Raw genomic sequence first — 19,526 nt, 5'->3', positions numbered from 1 at the left:
AGAGGTTGGGACCATGGTTACAAGCATGACAGGCTATGGTCGGTCGCAGCAGTCTGTAGATGGTCGTGATATCACAGTTGAGATCAAGTCGGTCAATCACCGATACTTTGAATTTTCCGCACGCGTGCCGCGTGCGTTTGGATATCTGGAAGAAAAACTTAAAGGATATTTGCAGGGTAAAATCTCAAGAGGAAAAGTTGAGGCTGGTGTGACAGTCGTTGATACAGACGCCGCCCATACGGCTGTTGATATCAACCATGATCTGGCCGCTTCCTATATCAATGCGATGCGCGCGGCAGGGGAGAAGCTGGATCTCCAGGATGACTTGACGGTTTCTTCGCTGATGCGGTTTTCCGATTTGTTTTCTGTGCACCGTGTGCAGGAGGATGAGGAGACGATCTGGGCAGAGGTCCGGCTGGTTGCTGACGGGGCGATCGAACGGTTTATTGCCATGCGTGCAGCGGAAGGCGAACGTCTGAAAGCAGATATTTTGGAACGGCTTGAAAGTATCGAATCACGGGTCGCGGCCGTGGAGGAGCAGTCTCCGCGTACCGAAGCCGCTTACCGCGAACGCCTGACGGCAAAAATCCGGGAGGTTTTGGAGGACCGCCAGATTGATGAAACGCGTATCGTCACCGAAGCGGCCATCTTTGCAGACAGGATTGCCGTCGATGAGGAAACGGTGCGCCTGCGCAGTCACATTGCGTCGTTTCGTGATATTCTGAGGATGTTCAACGGGCCTATCGGGCGCAAACTCGATTTTCTGGTGCAGGAAATGAACCGCGAGGCCAATACAATCGGTTCTAAGGCGCAGGATGCGGCAACCGCACAGGTCGTAGTGGAAATCAAGAGCGATATCGAGAAAATCCGTGAACAGATTCAGAATATTGAATAACGCAGCCGCGATCTATTAGCAGACAAAAAACCGGACCGCTGCGCCAGACATTTTGAGTATCCCGGTGCGGAACGGCGGAGGGGAGCATTTGTATGAAACTGATCAACATCGGATTTGGCAATATGGTGTGTGCAAACCGTTTGGTGGCGATCGTCAGCCCGGAATCGGCGCCGATCAAGCGGATTATTCAGGACGCGCGCGACCGTGGGACGCTGGTTGACGCGACCTATGGACGTAGGACCCGTGCGGTTATCATCACGGATTCGGATCATGTGATCCTGTCCGCGGTACAGCCGGAGACGGTTGCGAACCGTTTGGTCGACGAGGACGACGAGGTTGATGACGATGAGTGAAACCATACAGCCGGGGCTCTTGATTGTTTATTCCGGCCCGTCGGGCGTTGGCAAGGGAACGATTCTTGCGCCGTATCTGGCGGCGCATCCGGAGACCGTGCTCTCCGTCTCCGTGACGACGCGCGCGCCGCGCCCCGGTGAACGCGACGGGATTGACTATTCGTTTATAACGCGCGAGCGGTTTGACGAGCTGGCTGCCGGCGGCGGACTGCTCGAGTATGCCGAATATAGCGGAAATTGCTACGGCACGCCGAGAGCTGCTGTCGAGACACAGATCGCCGCGGGCCGCAATGTCCTCTTGGAGATCGAGGTGCAGGGGGCGATGAAGGTCCGCCGGACATTTCCGGAGGCTGTATTCATTTTTGTCCTGCCGCCGTCGTATGAAACGTTGCGGGAGCGCCTGACTGGGCGCAATACGGAGACGGCAGAGGTGGTCGAGCGGCGGCTGGCCGCCGCCCGGCTGGAGCTTTCCCATGCGGCTCAGTATGATTATGTAATTGTCAACGACGACGCGGAAAAGGCGCGCGCCAAGCTGGATGCGATTATCCGCGCTTCGAAATGCCGGACGAACTATATGCGAACTATGATTGATAAGGTGTGTGAATTTCATGAGTATGCTTAGACCCTCCATCAATTCAATTATCAAGCCGGGCGACAATTATTATTCGTTTGTCGTCGCGGTTGCAAAGCGTGCGCGTGAGATCGCGCAGGAGCAGGAGGAGGAACACTCTCTGAATGAGGAAAAGCCGGTCCAGAAGGCTGTCGAGGAATTTGCCGGCGGCAAGATCAGGGTGGGCCATGTTTCTCAAATTTCGGAATAACGGATACAGAGGCCCTGTCGTGTACAGGGCTTTTTTGTTTTAACAGGCCCGGCGGCACAGCCGGGCGGTGGGAGGATAACCATGTTTGAAGGCAAAACGATCGTTTTGGGCGTAAGCGGAGGCATCGCCGCCTATAAAGCCGCGCAGCTTGCCAGCGATCTTGGCAAGACGGCGGCCGATGTGCACGTCATTATGACAAGGAATGCTGCGCAGTTTGTGACGCCGCTGACCTTTGAGACGCTCGTCAACAACCGCGTTGCGATCGATACGTTTGACCGCAATTTTGAGTACAATGTCGAACACGTGTCGCTGGCGAAAAAAGCGGATGTATTTATCGTCGCGCCCGCCACGGCGAATGTGATTGCGAAAATGGCGGCCGGGATTGCCGACGATATGCTCACAACGACACTGCTTGCGGCGCGCTGTCCCAAGCTGGTTGCGCCGGCGATGAACACCGGGATGTACGACAACCCCGCCACGCAGCGCAATCTGGAGACGCTGCGCCGCTTCGGCGTGACGGTGCTCGAACCAGACAGCGGCCCGCTCGCCTGCGGCGACACAGGGCGCGGGCGCCTGCCCGCGCCAGCGGTGCTGTTCGAGGCGGTACGCCGTGCGCTGGCGCCGCAGGATTTGGCCGGGCTGCGCGTGCTGGTTACAGCAGGTCCGACGCGCGAGGCAGTCGATCCGGTGCGTTTTTTGAGCAATCGTTCCACTGGGCGCATGGGCTACGAGGTGGCCGCCGCCGCCAGCCGCCGCGGGGCGGCCGTCACGCTCGTGACCGGGCCGGTGGCGCTCGCTGTTCCGCAGGGCGTCGAAGCTGTACCGGTCGAATCGGCGCAGGAGATGTTCGAGGCGGTCGCGTCGCGCGCCTCTGCGCAGGATATCATCGTCAAATGCGCGGCTGTCGCTGATTTCAGGCCCAAAACCGCCGCGGCCGACAAGATCAAAAAGGGCGCGTCCGAGGGGATGACGCTGGAATTGGAACGCACGCGCGATATCCTGGCGTATCTTGGACAGACGCGCGCGCCAGAGCAGGTGCTCTGCGGGTTTTCGATGGAGACGCGCGACCTTGTCGCGCATTCGCAGGAGAAGCTGGAAAAGAAACATGTCGATATGATCGTAGCAAACAATCTGAATGAACCGGGCGCGGGCTTTGCGGTGCCGACAAACGCCGTCACGCTGCTGACAAAGGAGGGCGCCGAGAAATTGCCGCTGATGGGCAAGGACGCGCTTGCCGACAAACTCCTAGACCGGCTGCTGGCAATGCGGAGGGAACGGACATGACGGCGTACATCGATCCGGCCTGCTGGCCGCGCAAGGAGCAGTTCGAATTTTACCGCTCGCTCGACCGCCCGCAGTACAGCGTATGCGTCCAGCTTGACGTAACGCATTTTCACACGCGCGTCAAAAAACGGGGGATTTCATTCAGCCATACGTTCGGCTTTTTTGTGACGCACGCGGCCAACGAGGTTCCGGAGCTGCGTATGCGTATCAAGGGCGATCAGGTTGTTCTGTACGATGAGCTGCACCCCTCGTTTACCGAGCCGCGCGCCGGCGGTGCGCTGCATAAATATGTCAGCGTGCCGCTGTGCGGCGTGCTCGATGTGTTTTTACAGCGTACCGGCGAGGCGATCGCGCGGCAGGGGGGGCGGTTTTTCCTGCCCGACGAGGAGGCGCGTGACGACTGCCTGTACCTCTCGGCGATTCCATGGCTCTGCTTTACCGGGCTGACGCACGCCGAAAACCTGGATCGGGACGACGCAATCCCCAGGATCTCGTGGGGGCGCTGGTTTTGGCTTGGGGAACGCCTGCTACTGCCGTTTTCCGTGCAGGCGCATCACGCGCTTGTCGACGGCGTGCATCTCGGGCAGTTTATTGACGCGCTGCAAAAAAAGCTGGATGCTTTTTAACAGGCGGTTTGCGTTGCAAGGAGGGCGTTTTGGATGGCGCGTGTAGCGCGTGTAGCGGTTGAAAACGCTGCGCTGTCGTTTGATAAAATTTATACATATCTGATTCCGGACGGTATGGACGCGCGCCCCGGCTGCCGCGTGACGGCTCCGTTCGGCGCCGGAAACCGCACGCGCTTCGGCATTGTGATGGAGATGGCCGACGAGCCGGCGCCGCAGCGGGCAAAAACGCTCGCATCGCTTGTCGACGAAAAGCCGCTGCTCGACGCGGAGATGCTCGCGCTGGCGCGCTGGCTGCATGAAACGACGTTCTGCACCTATTTTGACGCGGTGCGTGCGCTGCTGCCGCCGGGCGCGGGCGTTCGGCTGCAATATCAATACCTGCTGCCGCACGGCGCGGCGCTGCCAGGTGGCGCGCATGGCGACTGGCGGCGCGTGTTTGAATATCTGAAAGGGCGCGGCCGGCCGGTGCGTGAGGAGACGCTCTGCGCGGCGCTGGCGCTTGCGCCAGACGCGCCTGTGCTGCGCGATCTGTGTGGGGAGGGGCTTTTGATCAAGTCGCAGCTTGTGCGCCAGCGCGTGCTGGACGGCAAGCTGGTGATGGTGCGCCTGGCCGACGGGATCGAAACGCTTTCCGATGTGGAGGTAAAGATCACCGCCAAACAGAAAGCGGTCGTCGAGCTGCTGCTTTTGGCCGGGCAGGCGTCGCTGAAAGAGGTCTGTTACTTCGCCGCGGCCGGGAAATCGGTCGTCGACCGGTTGGAGGCGGCGGGCGTCGTGCAGTATTACACGCGCGAGGTTTACCGCAGCCCATACGCCGCCGGGCCGGCGCGCGATACGGCCGCTGAAATCGAGCTGTCGGAGGAGCAGCGGGCGGCCTGCGATACGCTCTGCGGCCTGGCTGACAGCGGAAAACCGCAGACGGCGCTGCTCTACGGTGTGACCGGTTCCGGAAAGACGGAGGTTTTTTTGCGCGCCATCCGCCACGTGCTTGCGCGCGGGCGCGGCGTGATCGTGATGGTGCCGGAAATTTCGCTGACGCCGCAGACGGTTGAGCGTTTCCGGCGGCATTTCGGCAGCCGTGTTGCGGTGCTGCACAGCGGCCTTTCCATGACGGAACGCCTCGACGAATGGAAACGCATCCGGGACGGCGGCGCGCAGATTGTTGTCGGCACGCGCAGCGCCGTGTTCGCGCCGGTGCGCGATCTCGGGTTGATTGTGATGGACGAGGAACAGGAATCGACATATAAATCGGAGCAGTCGCCGCGCTATCATGCGCGCGATGTGGCGCGCCGGCGCGCCGCGTGGCATAAGTGCCTGCTGCTGCTCGCATCGGCCACGCCGTGTACGGAAAGCTTCTGGCGCGCCAGGCGCGGCGACTATACGCTGTTGACGCTGCGCGCGCGCTACGGCGCGGCGCGCCTGCCGGACGTGACGGTCGTGGATATGAACCTTCAGGAGCCGGACGCGCACAGCGCGTCGATTTCCCCGCAGCTCATCGGCGAGCTTGGGGAAAATCTTGCGCGCGGCGAGCAGAGCATCCTGCTGCTCAACCGGCGTGGTTATAACACGCTTGTCAAGTGCGCCGTCTGCCAGACCGTGGCGGAATGCCCGAACTGCTCTGTCGCGCTGACGTATCACAGCGCCAATGGCCATTTGATGTGCCATTACTGCGGCTATACAGCGCGCGCCGATGCGGTCTGCCCATCGTGTGGCAGCCGGTTCCGGCGCTTTTCGGGCGCGGGCACGCAGAAGGTGGAGCAGGAATTGAGCGAGCTGTTCCCGGACGCGCGCGTGTTGCGCATGGATATGGATACGACTATGGCAAGATTTTCGCATGAAAAGCATTTTGCCGACTTTTCAGCCGGAAAATATGATATAATAATCGGGACGCAGATGGTCGCAAAAGGGCTTGACTTTCCAAATGTGACGCTGGTCGGCGTGCTGTCGGCTGATTCGGCTCTGTACGCGCAGGATTACCGCAGCTTTGAGCGGGCATTTTCGTTGTTTACACAGGTGGTCGGCCGCAGCGGCCGTGCGCAAAAGGCGGGCCGCGCGTTTATCCAGACCTTCACGCCGGAAAATCCTGTGATTGCGCTTGCCGCTGCGCAGGATTACGATTCGTTTTATGAGGAGGAGATCGAAAGCCGCCGCCTGCATCTGTATCCGCCGTTCTGCGATATGGCGGGCATCGGCTTTTCGGGACTGCGGGGCGACGAGACGCGCGCTGCTGCGCGTTGCTTTTTGCAGGAATTGACAACGCTCGCGCAGAATGAATATACCGATTTGCCGCTGCGCGTGCTCGGCCCGTGCGAAAGCCAGATTTTAAAGATCGCCGGGAGGTACCGCTGGCGTATGGCGGTCAAATGCCGCTGGAATGCACGTACGCGCGAGCTGCTCTGGCGGGCTGTACAGAAGTATCTTGCTGTGCGGGAACATCATTCTGTCGCGCTTTCGATCGATCCGCGGTTTGAAAGCGCGCTGTAAGAACCTATCCATATACTTTGAGAATTTGGATAGGCCCCAGGGCAAATAATATGAAGGAGGATTTTTCATGGCGTTACGCAACATTCTCAAGGAGGGCGACGAGCGCCTGCGCAAAAAAAGCCGGCCTGTCACCGATTTTAACGAGCGCCTTTGGACGCTATTGGACGATATGTATGAGACGATGAAAGACGGAGGCGTGGGCATCGCCGCGCCGCAGGTGGGCGTTCTGCGCCGCGCCGTCGTCATCGACGTGGGCGAGGGCAAGCACGAGTTTGTCAATCCCGTGATTGTTGAACAGTCGGGCGATCAGTGCGGCGGCGAGGGCTGTCTTTCCATTCCCGGCCAATATGGGCTTGTGCACCGTCCCGCGCAGCTTCGGATCAAGGCGCAGGATCGTTATGGCAAACCCTTTGAACTGGAGGCCGAGGGTTATTTTGCCGTAGCTGTCTGTCATGAGGTCGATCATCTCGACGGTATTTTGTTCATTGATAAGGTTGAACGCATGCTCGATCCGGAGGAGATCGGCGAGGAATAGCTCAGGGAGGAAACGTGGATGCGCATTGTATTTATGGGGACGCCCGAATTTGCCGTGCCGTGCCTTTCGCGCCTCATTAGCGACGGGCACGCGGTCGCGGGCGTTTTTACACAGCCGGATAAACCGCAGGGGCGCGGTTACAAGCTCATGCCGCCGCCGGTCAAGGTTTGCGCGCTTGAAAACGGGCTGCCGGTTTACCAGCCGGCAAAGATGCGCGATGGCCAGGCGCTTGCAATTTTAAAGGAGCTTTCGCCCGAGCTGATCGTTGTGGTCGCGTATGGAAAAATTCTGCCGCCCGATATTTTAAACCTGCCGCCGCTTGGCTGCGTCAACGTGCATGGGTCGCTGCTGCCAAAATACAGGGGCGCCGCGCCGATTCAATGGAGCGTTTTAAACGGCGACCGGACGGCAGGCGTCACAACGATGTATATGGCCGAGGGGCTTGACACGGGCGATATGATTCTGACGCGCGAGACGCCGCTCGGACCGGATGAAACCACAGGCGCGCTGTATGAGCGGCTGGCGGAGCTTGGAGCGCAGGCATTGTCGGAGACGGTGCGTTTGATCGGCGAGGGGTGCGCGCCGCGCGTCCCGCAGGACGACGCGCTGGCAACTCATGCGCCGATGCTGACTAAGGAACTGGCGCGCATCGATTGGACGAAGCCGGCGGCCGAAGTCCACAACCTGATCCGCGGCATGAATCCGTGGCCTGTCGCGCATACGTCGCTTGACGGGCGTTCGCTCAAAATCTACCGCTCGCGGCTTGTGCCCAACGGCGCGGGCGCGCCCGGCACGCTGACCAAAAGCGGCGGTTTTGTGGTTGCCTGCGGGCAGGGGGCCGTCGAGCTTTTGGAAATCCAGGAGGCGGGGAAAAAACGGATGGCCGCCGCCGATTATCTGCGCGGTCATCCGGATGCCGCCGGCAAGACGCTTGGCTGACGGCGATCAAGGGAGGCTTGAAAGATGTTTATACCGTTCGACCGCTATTATTTGATACTGGTGATCCCGGCGTTGCTGTTTGCGGGGTGGGCGCAGATGTCCGTCTCGTCGGCGTTCAGCCGCTATTCGCGCGTGCGGAATATGCGCGGGATGACCGGCGCGCAGGCCGCGCGCCGTATTTTGGATGATAACGGGCTGCAAAATGTCCGGGTAGAGCATATCGGCGGCAAACTGACAGACCATTACGACCCGGGCGCGCAGGTGGTGCGCCTGTCCGACAGCGTTTATGCGGGCGATTCAATCGCGTCGCTTGGGGTAGCCGCCCATGAATGCGGCCATGCGGTCCAGCATGCGCGCCATTATTCGCCGCTGATGCTGCGGAATGCGATCATCCCGATTACAAATATCGGTTCCAAGCTGTCCATTCCTCTGATTCTCATTGGCTTGTTTACATCCGGGGTACTGATCAATCTGGGGCTTTTGCTGTTTTCACTGGCGGCCGTGTTTCAACTGATTACGCTGCCGGTCGAATTCAACGCTTCATCGCGCGCGCTTGCGACGCTGGAAAATACGGGATATCTTGCGCCCAATGAGCTTGGCGGCGCGCGGGCCGTGCTGCGGGCCGCCGCCCTGACGTATGTGGCGGCGCTGATTGTGGCGCTCGCGCAGCTTTTAAGGCTTGTGCTCCTGTTTGGCAACCGCCGCCGCGATTAGTTCCCGCTTTTTTGAAAAAAAGCTTGGCAAAAAACTTTAGCCGGCTGCGCCGCGAATAGTGGGGCGGGCGTTGCGTAAAAACAGGCTGCGCCGCGAACAGCGGGGCAGATACCGAGCAAAAACAGGCTGCACCGCGAACAGCGGGGCGGGCGCTGCGTGAAGGAGAAGTCAGATGGCCCGCCCGCGAGAAAAAACATCGATGGAAGACTGTATAAAAGGATGACTGCATGAAAAAAGACGCTCGCTATACGGCGGCGCAGGCATTGCTGCGTATGGAAGCTGCCGGCGCCTATTCAAATCTGACAATCGATTCACTGATCCCCAAAAACGGCCTTGACGCGCGTGAGGGCGCGTTTGCAGCCGCATTGTTCTATACAGTGCTGGAACGCCGCCTGACAATCGACCATGTGCTCGCCGCATACTGCGCGCGCGGACTTGCTTCGCTGTCGAAGCCGGTGCTCCAGGCTCTGCGGCTCGGCGTATGTCAGCTTGTCTGGATGGACGGTGTGGACGATTATGCGGCCGTATCTGAAAGCGTCAACCTGACGCGTGCGCTCGGCTGCGCCAAGGCGTCGGGATTTGTAAACGGTGTTTTGCGCGCATTTTTACGCGCGGATAAGGCCGTCCCGCCAGTGAAAGGCGGCGCGGCCGAGCGGCTCAGTGTGGAATATTCCTGTCCGGTTTGGTTGGTAGAAGCGTGGCTATCCGCCTATGGTGAGGCGGCCGCGCTGCGCGTTTTGCGCGCTTCGCTTGGGCGGCCGCCGCTCTACCTGCGCGCGAACACGCTGCGCGTGTCCGCGCGGCAGCTTTCCGAACGCTTGGCTGCGGAAGGGGTTGACGCATTGCCCGCCGAGCCGCCCGCTGGCTGCCTGCTGGCAAAGGGGCGTGTTGAGCCGGAGGCGCTCGCTTCGTTCGGCGAGGGGCTGTTTCATGTGCAGGACCGTGCATCGCAGCTATGCGCGGCGGCGCTCGGCGCGCTGCCCGGCGAGCATGTGCTGGATGTCTGCGCCGCACCGGGCGGAAAATCATTCACGATCGCCCAGCATATGCAAAACCGCGGCGTGCTGGTCGCGCGGGATCTGCATGAAAAGCGCGCGCGCATGGTACAAAATGGCGCGAAACAGCTGGGACTGTCGATCATACAGGCGTCCGCGGGCGACGCGGCCGTTTACGACGCGTCGCTTGGCAGCTTTGACCGCGTGCTGTGCGACGTGCCGTGCTCCGGCTTTGGAGTCATCCGCCGCAAGCCTGAAATTAAATATAAATCGAAAAAGTCGGTGGAGGGCCTGCCGGAAATCCAGTATAAAATTCTAAAAACTTCCACACACTATTTAAAGAGCGGCGGGACGCTCGTCTATTCAACCTGCACGCTGCTGCCGGCGGAAAACGAGCAGGTTGTGCGGCGGCTTTTGGACGAGATGGACGGCGCGTTTGACATTGTGGAGCAGCGCACCTATACGGGCGAGGATACCGACGGATTTTTCGTATCCGTACTGAAAAAGCGGTGAAAAAGATGGAACAAATTGATCTGAAATCATACACTTATCAGCAGATGGAGGAATTGGCTGCCCAAATGGAGCTGCCGCGCTTTCGCGCGGGGCAGATTTTTGGATGGCTGCACGAAAAACGGGTATCTGATTTTGATGAAATGACGAACCTTCCGGCGGCGCTGCGCAGTCAGCTTGCCGAAAAGTTCTACATAAATGCCATACGCGTCAAAAAAAGGCTTGTTTCCAGCATTGACGGTACGGTAAAATACCTGTATGAGCTGCGCGACGGCAATTGTGTCGAATCGGTGTTGATGCGTTACCATCATGGAAACACGCTGTGCATCTCCTCACAGGTGGGGTGTCGTATGGGCTGCCGCTTCTGTGCGTCGACCATCGGGGGACGCGTGCGCGATCTGACCGCATCAGAGATGCTCGACGAGGTTTATACGGCGCAGGCTGACAGCGGTGAACGCGTCGACGGCGTTGTGATGATGGGCATCGGCGAACCGCTCGACAATTTCGACAACGTGATGGCGTTTCTTCAAATCCTTTCGGACCCGCGCGGGCTGAACCTTGGCCTGCGCCATGTGTCGCTCTCAACCTGCGGGCTGGCCGACAGGATTTATGCGCTGGCCGAGCGCAGGCTCCAGCTCACGCTTTCCGTTTCGCTGCACGCGCCAAACGACGCCATCCGTTCGCGCTCCATGCCGGTGAATGCGCGCTACGATGTTGATACGCTGCTGCGTGCGTGCCGCGATTATTTCGCTGCGACCGGGCGGCGCATTTCGTTTGAATACGCGCTGATCGCCGGGGAAAACGACGCGCCGGAACATGCCGCTGAATTGGCCGCGCGTCTGCGCGGAATGGGCGCGCACGTCAATTTGATCCCGGTCAACCCGGTTGCGGAAACAGGGTACCGGCGCGGCGACCGGGCGGCGATCGAACGTTTTCAGAACGAACTGCGCCTGCGCGGCGTCAATGCGACAATCCGGCGTGAGCTGGGCGCTGATATCAGCGCCGCGTGCGGGCAGCTTCGGCGGCAAGACGCGGGCGCGTCAACCAGCGGGCGGATGCCCGTGACCAAAGGGGGAAGGCAGCTTTGATTCGAATTTTTGGCGGGACCGATCAGGGACGCGTGCGCGCGACAAACCAGGACGCCTTTGTTTATGAGGTGGTTTCCGAGGATACGGCGTATATTGTGCTGTGCGACGGGATGGGCAGCGAGAACGGCGGGCATATTGCCAGCGCCAAGGCTGTCGAGATCATTGGGCGCGCTATTGCGCGCGGGCTTGAGGCGCGTATGCCGCCCGTGTCGGTCAAGCCGATGCTCGTTTCGGCCGTTTCGGCAGCCAACGCTGTGATTCATGACATGGGCGCGGCCGACGAGGAGCTGCGCGGCATGGGAACAACGGTTGTAGCGGCTGTCCTGATGGATGGGGTGCTCTGCATCGCGCATGTGGGCGACAGCCGCGCCTATCTTTGCGAAAACGGCGTGCCGCCGCGACGGCTGACGCGCGACCACAGCGTTGTGCAGATGCTTGTCGAAAGCGGGGAGATCAGTGAAGAGGAGGCGCGCCAGCATCCGAAACGCAACTATATCACGCGTGCGCTCGGCGTGGAAGCCGCTGTTGAGATGGAGTATGCGGAGTACGCATACGCATCTGGCAGGCTGCTGCTGTGCACCGACGGGCTTTATAATTACGCGCCTCCAGAGGAACATGTCGATTTGATTATGACTTGTGAAAACGAGCAGGATATTTTCCTGTTGATCGATGAAGCGAACAAGGCCGGCGGGCCTGACAACATCACCGCCGTCATTGCCGCGATGTAAGCAGGAGGATATTTAAATGGATAAATATATGGGCAAAAAGCTCGACGGTCGCTATGAGATCACCGAGCTGATCGGCATCGGCGGTATGGCCAATGTCTATAAGGCCTACGATGTGATAGAGGACCGTGTTGTGGCGGTCAAAATTCTGCGCGAGGAATATATGGTCAACGACGATATGCGCCGCCGCTTTAAAAATGAAAGCAAAGCTATGGCGGTGCTTGACCATCCGAATGTCATGCGCGTTTATGACGTGAGCTTTTCCGACAGGATGCAGTCGATCGTGATGGAATATATCGACGGCATCACGCTCAAGGAATACATCGAGCAGGAAGGCGTGTTGAAATGGAAGGACGCTCTGCATTTTACTGTGCAGATCCTGCGGGCGCTCCAGCACGCGCATGATAAGGGGATTGTGCACCGGGATATCAAGCCGCAGAATATCATGCTGCTGTCGGATGGGACAATCAAGATCACGGATTTTGGGATCGCGCGTTTTGCACGCAGCGAGACGCACACGATCACCGATAAGGCGATCGGCTCGGTGCATTATATCTCCCCCGAACAAGCGGCCGGCGACACAATCGACGCGCGTACAGACCTTTATTCGGCCGGTGTGATGCTCTATGAAATGCTGACGGGACGCGTCCCGTTTGAAGCGGACACGCCTGTTTCCGTGGCGCTCAAGCAGATCCAGTCGAAGGCGGTGCTCCCGCGCGAGCTGAACCCCTCGATTCCCGAGGGCCTCCAGGAGATCACCATGCACGCCATGGAAAAGGATGTGAAAAAGCGTTATCAGAGCGCGGCGCAGATGCTGCGCGATATCGATGAATTTAAGCGCGACCCGTCCATCTCGTTTGAATACAAATATCTGAGCGCGCCGCGCGCGCACGATGAGAGCAAGTATTCCGACGCGATCAGGAACGCTCGCCGTGGAAAGAAGGAGAAGAAGGTGCGAAAGCAAAAACCGCGCCGCGCGCCGATCATCCCGGTGCTTGCCGGTGTGACGGCGGCGTTTGTCATCGTCACATGCGCGTTTATCGGATGGATGATCTGGCTCAACAACCCGTTTGCGACCGTGGCGGAGGAGGAAATCCCTAACCTGGTAGGTGAAAAATTCGACGCCGTCAAGGTTTCGTCCAAGTATGACGCCTTTAAGATCGAGCTTGACGGCGACCCGGTTTACAACCCCGATTATGATCAGGGTGTGATCTTTGAGCAAAGCCCTAAGGCGGGCACGGCTGTCAAGGTCGGTTCGGTTGTCCGCGTCAAGATCAGCAAGGGCCGGCAGATGATCACGCTGCCCGATTTTTCGGGACAGGACCTTGACCAGGTCAAGGCGCGCCTGACCGAATGGGGGCTGGTTCCGGAGGAAAAGAGCGTATTCAGCGATTCCGTGCCGCTTGGCAGCGTTGTGCGCACGGTTCCGGCCGAGGGGGACGAGGTGTCGGTCGGCGATACGGTCACGGTCTATAAGAGCCTTGGCCGTGAGGAGAAGCTGGCCACGGTGCCCGATCTGGAGGGCGTCGGTATTGAGGACGCCAAGAGCCTGCTGCGCAACGCAAAGCTTCAGATCGGCAAGATCACCTATGATGAAAACAACGACGACGAGGAGCGGCAGGGGCTTGTCGTCAGCCAAAGCCCGGCAAAGGATTCGCAGGTATCCCCGAACACGCAGGTTGACATTGTGATTGCCGGCGAGGCGGGCGCGACCGTGCGTCTGCGCCTGCTGATCAAGCTGCCCACGACGGTCAACCGCATGGTCACAATGACGGCCACGCAGGACGGCGTCGAGGTCGCCAACGAAACGGTCAATCCGTCAGAGCTGAAAACCTGGCCTGTGTTTTTCAATGGGGAAGGCTATGCGGATGTGAAAATCTATTTTGACGGCGAACTATACCAGGTTTATGACCTCGATTTTGACGAAAAGGGTTACTATCTGCTCAACGACTATTCGGATGAATTTACGGAATGAACGCGATGAATGATACAGAGGGATTGATTGTTAAGGCGACCGGCGGCTTTTACTATGTAAACGCCGCCGGCGCCCTGTATGAATGCCGCGCACGCGGCGTATTCCGCAAGCAGGGCGTCAGCCCGCTTGTCGGCGACCGTGCCGCAGTGGAACCGGCGGGCGAAGGCAAGGGCGTTGTCGCGGCGATTATGCCGCGCAAGAACGCCCTTGTGCGCCCGCCGCTTGCGAATGTGGATACATTCGCGGTCGTCGCCTCGGTGGCTGATCCTTCGCCGAACACGCTGGTCATCGATAAGCTGATGGCGATCGCGTGCCACAAGAATATTTCTCCAATCCTTGTCGTTACAAAGAGCGATCTGGGCAGGCCGGACGAGCTGGCCGGTATCTATCGGACGGCCGGCGTGCCGGTGTTTACAGTATCCAAAGCGGACGACAGCGGGTTGGACGCGCTGCGGAAGAAGCTGTCCGCCGGCGGCATCACCGCGTTTTCCGGCAACTCCGGCGTTGGAAAATCGAGTCTGCTTAACCGGCTCGACGGGCGGCTTTCTATCGCCACGGGTGAAACCAGCCGCAAACTGGGGCGCGGGCGGCATACGACGCGGCATGTCGAGCTGTATGCGTTTGGAGATGGCTACATAGCCGACACGCCGGGTTTTTCCGCTGTCGAGCTGGAGCGGTACGAGGTGATTCGCAAGGAAGAATTGGCCGGCTGCTTTCCGGAATTCGCGCCGTACAGCAAAGCCTGCAAATTTACTGGCTGCTCGCACACGGTCGAAAAGGGCTGCGCCGTGCTGGAGGCGGTGCGCGCCGGCGCTGTTCATCCGTCGCGCCATGCGAGCTACTGCGCGATGTATGAGGACGCGAAGAAGATAAAGGAATGGGAATTAAAGAATCATGCATAACGAGAGAAATGATTGTCCCTGTCCGCGCGACTGTCCGCGTCACGGCGACTGTAATGCCTGTATGGAACGCCATGCGCGCAGCGTCTATCCAGCGTATTGCCGCCGAAAGGGAGCGCGCGCGCAGAAGCGATGCGTTGTCGTGGCGGGCGGTCCGCTTTCCCTGTGCGATCAGGTGCGTGCGTCCGGCGATTTTGTAATCGCATGCGACGCCGGTTATACGGCCTGTGAGCAGCTCGGCCTGCGCCCGGATCTGGTTGTCGGCGATTTCGATTCCTACAGCGGGCCGATCGCCCCTTCCCTGCCGGTCAGCCGGATGCCGGCTGAAAAGGACGACACCGACACGCTGGCCGGGTTAAAGCTTGGACTCGCGCGCGGATACCGGGACTTTGTGATTCTCGGGGCGTTTGGAGGACGGCTTGATCACACGGTTGCGAATTTGCAGGCGCTTGTCTTTCTGTGTGAAAACGGCGCGCGCGGGACGATCCTTTCAAACGACAACCAGGCGTGGGCTGTTCGAAACGGTTCCATCGAAATTGAGCGCATGGACGGCTGGCATCTGTCCGTATTCGCCGCGGATGGTCCCTGCGAAGGCGTCACGCTTGAGCATGTTGCGTATCCGCTGCGCAACGCAGTCCTAACGCCCTCCTTTCCGATCGGCGTCAGCAATGAGTTCTGCGGCGAGGCCGCGCGTATATCGGTCAAACGCGGCACGCTTTTGATCGTCGCGTCAAGGGAACACCCGGAAAATCCCGCCGGGTGTAATGGACAAACCTCCGCGGCGGCGTTATAATGGAACAAAGCAATTAAGAACCTGTATTCACAGCCGCCAAACGCCGCCCAGGCGGGTCTTTTGTTCAGCATCCTCCGGCCGTGAATACAGGTTCTAATGGAGGTACAGCCCGTGACAAAAATTACAAAGGCCCCCGCGTTTATGACCGATTTTGGCCAGGCGACGCGCTATACGCTTGATAACGGAACCATCCGCACGGACATCTGCGATTTCGGCGCGCTGATTCTGACGTTGCTTGTACCGGACCGCGCCGGAAGACTGGCGGATGTGGTGCTCGGCTATGACGGGTACGAAGGATACCGGGAGCGTGTGACATTCTTTGGAGCGGCGGTTGGGCGCTGCTGTAACCGTATCGGCAAGGGGCGTTTTACCCTGAACGGAAAACAGTATCAGCTTGCCTGCAACGACCATGGCGTCAACCACCTGCACGGCGGCAACAGCGGATTGGATCAGAAGCTATGGAGCGCAGAGGTTGTATCGGGAAAAACCGGCGATGAACTGCGCCTGACCACCTTTATGGCCGACGGCGAGGAATCGTATCCCGGCCGCCTGGATGTGATGCTGACGGTTTCGCTGACAGAGGACAACGGCCTGTCGCTGCATTATGAGGCAGTCTGCGATACGGATACGATCTGCAACCTGACAAACCATTCGTTTTTCAACCTTGCCGGCCACGATACCGGCGACATGCTTGGGCAAAAGCTGAGGCTGTTCGCCGGCCGCTACACGGAAACGGACGATGCGCTCATCCCGACCGGGCGCATTCTGCCGGTGGAGGGAACGCCGCTTGACTTTCGCACATTCCATACAATTGGGGAGCGTATAGCAAAAACGGCCCATGGGGGCTATGATAACAACTATGTGATCGACGCACACAACGGACTTTTTATCTGCGCGCAGGCGTATGACGAGGTGAGCGGGCGTTTTATGGAGTGCCTGACAACCTGCCCGTGTGTGCAGCTTTATACGGCCAATGGGCTTGATGCGTCCGGCGGAAAGGGCGGCGCGCATTATGGCAATCACGCGGGTTTCTGCCTGGAGACACAGTACGCGCCGGACGCTGTCAACCATCCGGAATGGACCTGGACAAGTCCGATCCTGCGCGCAGGCAGCCGTTACGATCAGACCACAATCTATCGGTTCAAAAATGATCCCTGCGCGGGAGAGGACGTGGCCGGCGCGTTCTTTGTAAACAAAGACGGTGAAAAGAACAGTTGATACATCATCATACGCATAAAGAGACAGCCCCGGCCTGTGGCCGGGGCTGTCTCTTATGTTCAGTTCAGTCGACATAAATTTTGATTTTCGCCGTGACAGGATCATAGCGGCTGCTCTTGGGCGTAAAGGTGAAGCGGTAGGTTCCTGTCTCACGCACACGCGTATTTGAAGAATCGACCCAGTATGGTTCTCCGTCAATCTTGTCGCCGTCGTCGTTGCGCGCGACAACGGCGTCCTCAAGGTCGCTGAGGAGGGAACCAAGCCGCTTGGTTGAGGATGAAATGTGGATATCCTCGATCTCAAGCGTGTAATCGTCGTTGCCGTATGCGCTGTTATTACCATCATCCGAATCTGTGTCAACAATGATTTTGATTTCGCCGGTCACAGTCTTATAGCTGCTGCTGTCCGGCTTAAAAACGAATTGATAGGTGCCGGTTTTTTTGACTTGCGTGCTTGCCGAATCCTCCCACGAAACGTCGCCCCGCACCGAACTGCCGTCATAGTAGGCCTTGACGCTGTCCTCAAGCGCATCCTCCAGATCGCGCAGGCGCTTTGAAGTGGACGAAACCGTGATGGGGGAGACATACAGCCGCACCTTTTTTCCGCTCGATGAACTGCTGCCGCTGACCTCGATCCGGATGCTCCCGCGCACATCGTCGTAATCGTCGTCGTCCGGATAGAAATCAAATTTAAAGGAGCCTGACTTTGTCACCTTGGTGCTGTAGGAGGAGACCCATTCGGCTTTTCCGTCGACGCGGTCGCCGTCCCTGTCGTAGACCTTGACATAGTGGTTGAGATCGCTTTCAAGGTCGCGCAGCGTGTCGCCGCTGCGCGCGGAGATGGTCGAGGTTTTGATGGTCAGCCCGCCGGTTGTGGTATCGCCGTCATCGTCATCACCGCGTCCGCTGACAGAAATTTTGATTGTGCCGCGCACATCGTCGTAATCGTCGTCGTCCGGATAGAAATCAAATTTAAAGGAGCCTGACTTTGTCACCTTGGTGCTGTAGGAGGAGACCCATTCGGCTTTTCCGTCGACGCGGTCGCCGTCCCTGTCGTAGACCTTGACATAGTGGTTGAGGTCGCTTTCAAGGTCGCGCAGCGTGTCGCCGCTGCGCGCGGAGATGGTCGAGGTCTTGATGGTCAGACCGCCGGCTGTGGTATCGCCGTCATCGTCATCACCGCGTCCGCTGACAGAAATTTTGATTGTGCCGCGCACATTGTCGTAATCGTCGTCGTCCGGATAGAAATCAAACTTAAAGGAGCCTGACTTTGTCACCTTGGTGCTGTAGGAGGAGACCCATTCGGCTTTTCCGTCGACGCGGTCGCCGTCCCTGTCGTAGACCTTGACATAGTGGTTGAGGTCGCTTTCAAGGTCACGCAGCGTGTCGCCGCTGCGCGCGGAGATGGTCGAGGTCTTGATGGTCAGCCCGCCGGTTGTGGTATCGCCGTCATCGTCATCGCCGCGTCCGCTGACAGAAATTTTGATTGTGCCGCGTACATTGTCGTAATCGTCGTCGTCCGGATAAAAATCGAATTGATAGGAGCCGGTTTTTTTGACCTTGGTGCTGGGGGACGAAACCCATTCGGCTTTTCCGTCGACGCGGTCGCCGTCCCTGTCGTAGACCTTGACATAGTGGTTGAGGTCGCTTTCAAGGTCGCGCAGCGTGTCGCCGCTGCGCGCGGAGATGGTCGAAGTCTTGATGGTCAGCCCGCCGTCGGTCGTGGTGTTGTCGTCCCTGCCGTCGCTGTCGCTGCCTTTGACCTTGACCGTACCAATACCGCTGCCGGAGACGGACGATTTTTTGACTACAGTGGCGTTTTTCACCTGCGCACCCGTGCCTGCAATCAATACGGCGCTGCTGGAAGTAAGCGTGGCGTCTGTAACAACGCCGCCCTTGGATACGGTGACGCGTGCCGCGGATGAAACGGTCAGCGTATCCACCTTGCCGCGGATGGTGATTTTTCCGGGCGAAGCGATTTTCAGACTGGAAACACTGGAACCGGTGTCGAGCACAAGGCGCATGCTTGTGGGCAGGCTGCTGTCAAGCGTCAGCGATGAAGCGGCTCCCTGAATGGTCAAGCTGCTCTGCGTGCCAAGCGCGATATCGCGTGACAGGTTCTGCGCGTTTTTGTAGCTGAGAAGCAGTTTGCCGTATTCCTGTGAAAGGGTTAAGTCGGTGCTTTTGGTGTCGTAGGTCTCAACGGTCTTACCTTTGTTTTGGATAAGGATGCTGTTTTTCTGGATTTTGACGGAATAGATTGTGGTCGCGGCCTGAATTCCAGCAGCCAACGACAGCGCCGTGATGGCCGCCAGGGCCAGCGCGACGCACTTTTTGATCAAAGCTTTCATTGTGACGCCCTCTCCTTAATTCTCTCTGTTCTGTATGGGGATGATCTTTTTTTGTGTGCGCGGACATTGTCCGCTGTTGATACAGTGCCGCATTTTGGGGAAATTGATGCGGCGATTCAGGAAAAAATACCTAATTATATTCTAATGGATGAATGGTAACAAGTCAACCGTACCACAATGTGCAAAATGGTTGATTTTTCTGTCTGGCAGCGGTATACTGAAACGTAGTGTACTGTGCGTTTATGCAAAATTGGAAAGGACGATCAGGATGCAAAAGGGCTACGGTGCGGTGTGTTTGGCGATGGCCGCTGCAATGGCCGTA

General features: G+C 58.6%; 18 protein-coding genes. 17 read left to right on the top strand and 1 reads right to left on the bottom strand.

What is annotated here, in order from left to right; translation table 11 throughout:
* The first annotated feature begins 13 nt into the window (after positions 1-13).
* From FMM72_RS01525 to FMM72_RS01445, 17 genes are all read left to right on the top strand, one after another.
* Positions 14-895, top strand: coding sequence for a YicC/YloC family endoribonuclease (locus tag FMM72_RS01525; protein WP_160210213.1), 882 nt, complete (start codon positions 14-16; stop codon positions 893-895).
* A 92-nt stretch (positions 896-987) separates the two neighbouring features.
* On the top strand, positions 988-1,248 hold the full coding sequence (remA, locus tag FMM72_RS01520) for an extracellular matrix/biofilm regulator RemA (RefSeq protein ID WP_201758557.1): 261 nt from the start codon (positions 988-990) through the stop codon (positions 1,246-1,248).
* Complete coding sequence (gmk, locus tag FMM72_RS01515) at positions 1,241-1,870, top strand: guanylate kinase (RefSeq protein ID WP_162220372.1); 630 nt, start codon at positions 1,241-1,243, stop codon at positions 1,868-1,870. Before remA ends, gmk begins: the two co-directional genes overlap by 8 nt.
* Complete coding sequence (rpoZ, locus tag FMM72_RS01510; RefSeq protein ID WP_243151678.1) at positions 1,857-2,069, top strand: DNA-directed RNA polymerase subunit omega; 213 nt, start codon at positions 1,857-1,859, stop codon at positions 2,067-2,069. Before gmk ends, rpoZ begins: the two co-directional genes overlap by 14 nt.
* Positions 2,070-2,150: 81 nt before the next feature.
* Positions 2,151-3,353, top strand: coding sequence for a bifunctional phosphopantothenoylcysteine decarboxylase/phosphopantothenate--cysteine ligase CoaBC (gene coaBC / locus FMM72_RS01505; RefSeq protein ID WP_162220371.1), 1,203 nt, complete (start codon positions 2,151-2,153; stop codon positions 3,351-3,353).
* Positions 3,350-3,979, top strand: coding sequence for a chloramphenicol acetyltransferase (locus FMM72_RS01500; protein WP_162220370.1), 630 nt, complete (start codon positions 3,350-3,352; stop codon positions 3,977-3,979). The genes coaBC and FMM72_RS01500 overlap by 4 nt, the downstream gene beginning before the upstream one ends.
* A gap of 33 nt (positions 3,980-4,012) precedes the next feature.
* Complete coding sequence (priA, locus tag FMM72_RS01495) at positions 4,013-6,463, top strand: replication restart helicase PriA (RefSeq protein ID WP_162220369.1); 2,451 nt, start codon at positions 4,013-4,015, stop codon at positions 6,461-6,463.
* Between the two features lie 67 nt (positions 6,464-6,530).
* On the top strand, positions 6,531-6,998 hold the full coding sequence (def, locus tag FMM72_RS01490; protein ID WP_160210208.1) for a peptide deformylase: 468 nt from the start codon (positions 6,531-6,533) through the stop codon (positions 6,996-6,998).
* An 18-nt stretch (positions 6,999-7,016) separates the two neighbouring features.
* Positions 7,017-7,937, top strand: a complete 921-nt coding sequence (fmt, locus tag FMM72_RS01485; protein ID WP_160210207.1) for a methionyl-tRNA formyltransferase — start codon at positions 7,017-7,019, stop codon at positions 7,935-7,937.
* Between the two features lie 24 nt (positions 7,938-7,961).
* Positions 7,962-8,651, top strand: coding sequence for a zinc metallopeptidase (locus FMM72_RS01480; RefSeq protein ID WP_160210206.1), 690 nt, complete (start codon positions 7,962-7,964; stop codon positions 8,649-8,651).
* Between the two features lie 227 nt (positions 8,652-8,878).
* Positions 8,879-10,159: a 16S rRNA (cytosine(967)-C(5))-methyltransferase RsmB gene (gene rsmB, locus FMM72_RS01475; protein WP_160210205.1), complete on the top strand. Its 1,281-nt coding sequence runs from the start codon at positions 8,879-8,881 to the stop codon at positions 10,157-10,159.
* 5 nt (positions 10,160-10,164) lie between these two features.
* Positions 10,165-11,244, top strand: coding sequence for a 23S rRNA (adenine(2503)-C(2))-methyltransferase RlmN (gene rlmN, locus FMM72_RS01470; protein ID WP_160210204.1), 1,080 nt, complete (start codon positions 10,165-10,167; stop codon positions 11,242-11,244).
* Positions 11,241-11,972: a Stp1/IreP family PP2C-type Ser/Thr phosphatase gene (locus tag FMM72_RS01465; RefSeq protein ID WP_160210203.1), complete on the top strand. Its 732-nt coding sequence runs from the start codon at positions 11,241-11,243 to the stop codon at positions 11,970-11,972. The genes rlmN and FMM72_RS01465 overlap by 4 nt, the downstream gene beginning before the upstream one ends.
* A gap of 16 nt (positions 11,973-11,988) precedes the next feature.
* Positions 11,989-13,944, top strand: coding sequence for a Stk1 family PASTA domain-containing Ser/Thr kinase (gene pknB, locus FMM72_RS01460; RefSeq protein ID WP_160210202.1), 1,956 nt, complete (start codon positions 11,989-11,991; stop codon positions 13,942-13,944).
* Positions 13,941-14,846: a ribosome small subunit-dependent GTPase A gene (gene rsgA / locus FMM72_RS01455; protein WP_160210201.1), complete on the top strand. Its 906-nt coding sequence runs from the start codon at positions 13,941-13,943 to the stop codon at positions 14,844-14,846. Before pknB ends, rsgA begins: the two co-directional genes overlap by 4 nt.
* Positions 14,839-15,636, top strand: a complete 798-nt coding sequence (locus FMM72_RS01450; RefSeq protein WP_162220368.1) for a thiamine diphosphokinase — start codon at positions 14,839-14,841, stop codon at positions 15,634-15,636. Before rsgA ends, FMM72_RS01450 begins: the two co-directional genes overlap by 8 nt.
* A 111-nt stretch (positions 15,637-15,747) precedes the next feature.
* Positions 15,748-16,854 (top strand): aldose epimerase family protein, encoded by a 1,107-nt coding sequence (locus FMM72_RS01445; protein WP_160210199.1) that lies wholly within the window; start codon positions 15,748-15,750, stop codon positions 16,852-16,854.
* A gap of 64 nt (positions 16,855-16,918) precedes the next feature.
* On the opposite strand, the gene FMM72_RS01440 is transcribed toward FMM72_RS01445, so the two are convergent.
* Positions 16,919-19,204: a hypothetical protein gene (locus tag FMM72_RS01440; RefSeq protein WP_162220367.1), complete on the bottom strand. Its 2,286-nt coding sequence runs from the start codon at positions 19,202-19,204 to the stop codon at positions 16,919-16,921.
* Between the last annotated feature and the right edge of the window lie 322 nt (positions 19,205-19,526).

Origin of the sequence: Anaerotruncus colihominis, from assembly GCF_010206195.1 — a bacterium.
Taxonomy (GTDB): Bacteria; Bacillota; Clostridia; order Oscillospirales; family Ruminococcaceae; genus Anaerotruncus; species Anaerotruncus colihominis_A.
The sequence above is the reverse complement of the archived record's forward strand: the minus strand, read 5'-3'. Positions and strand labels throughout refer to the sequence as shown.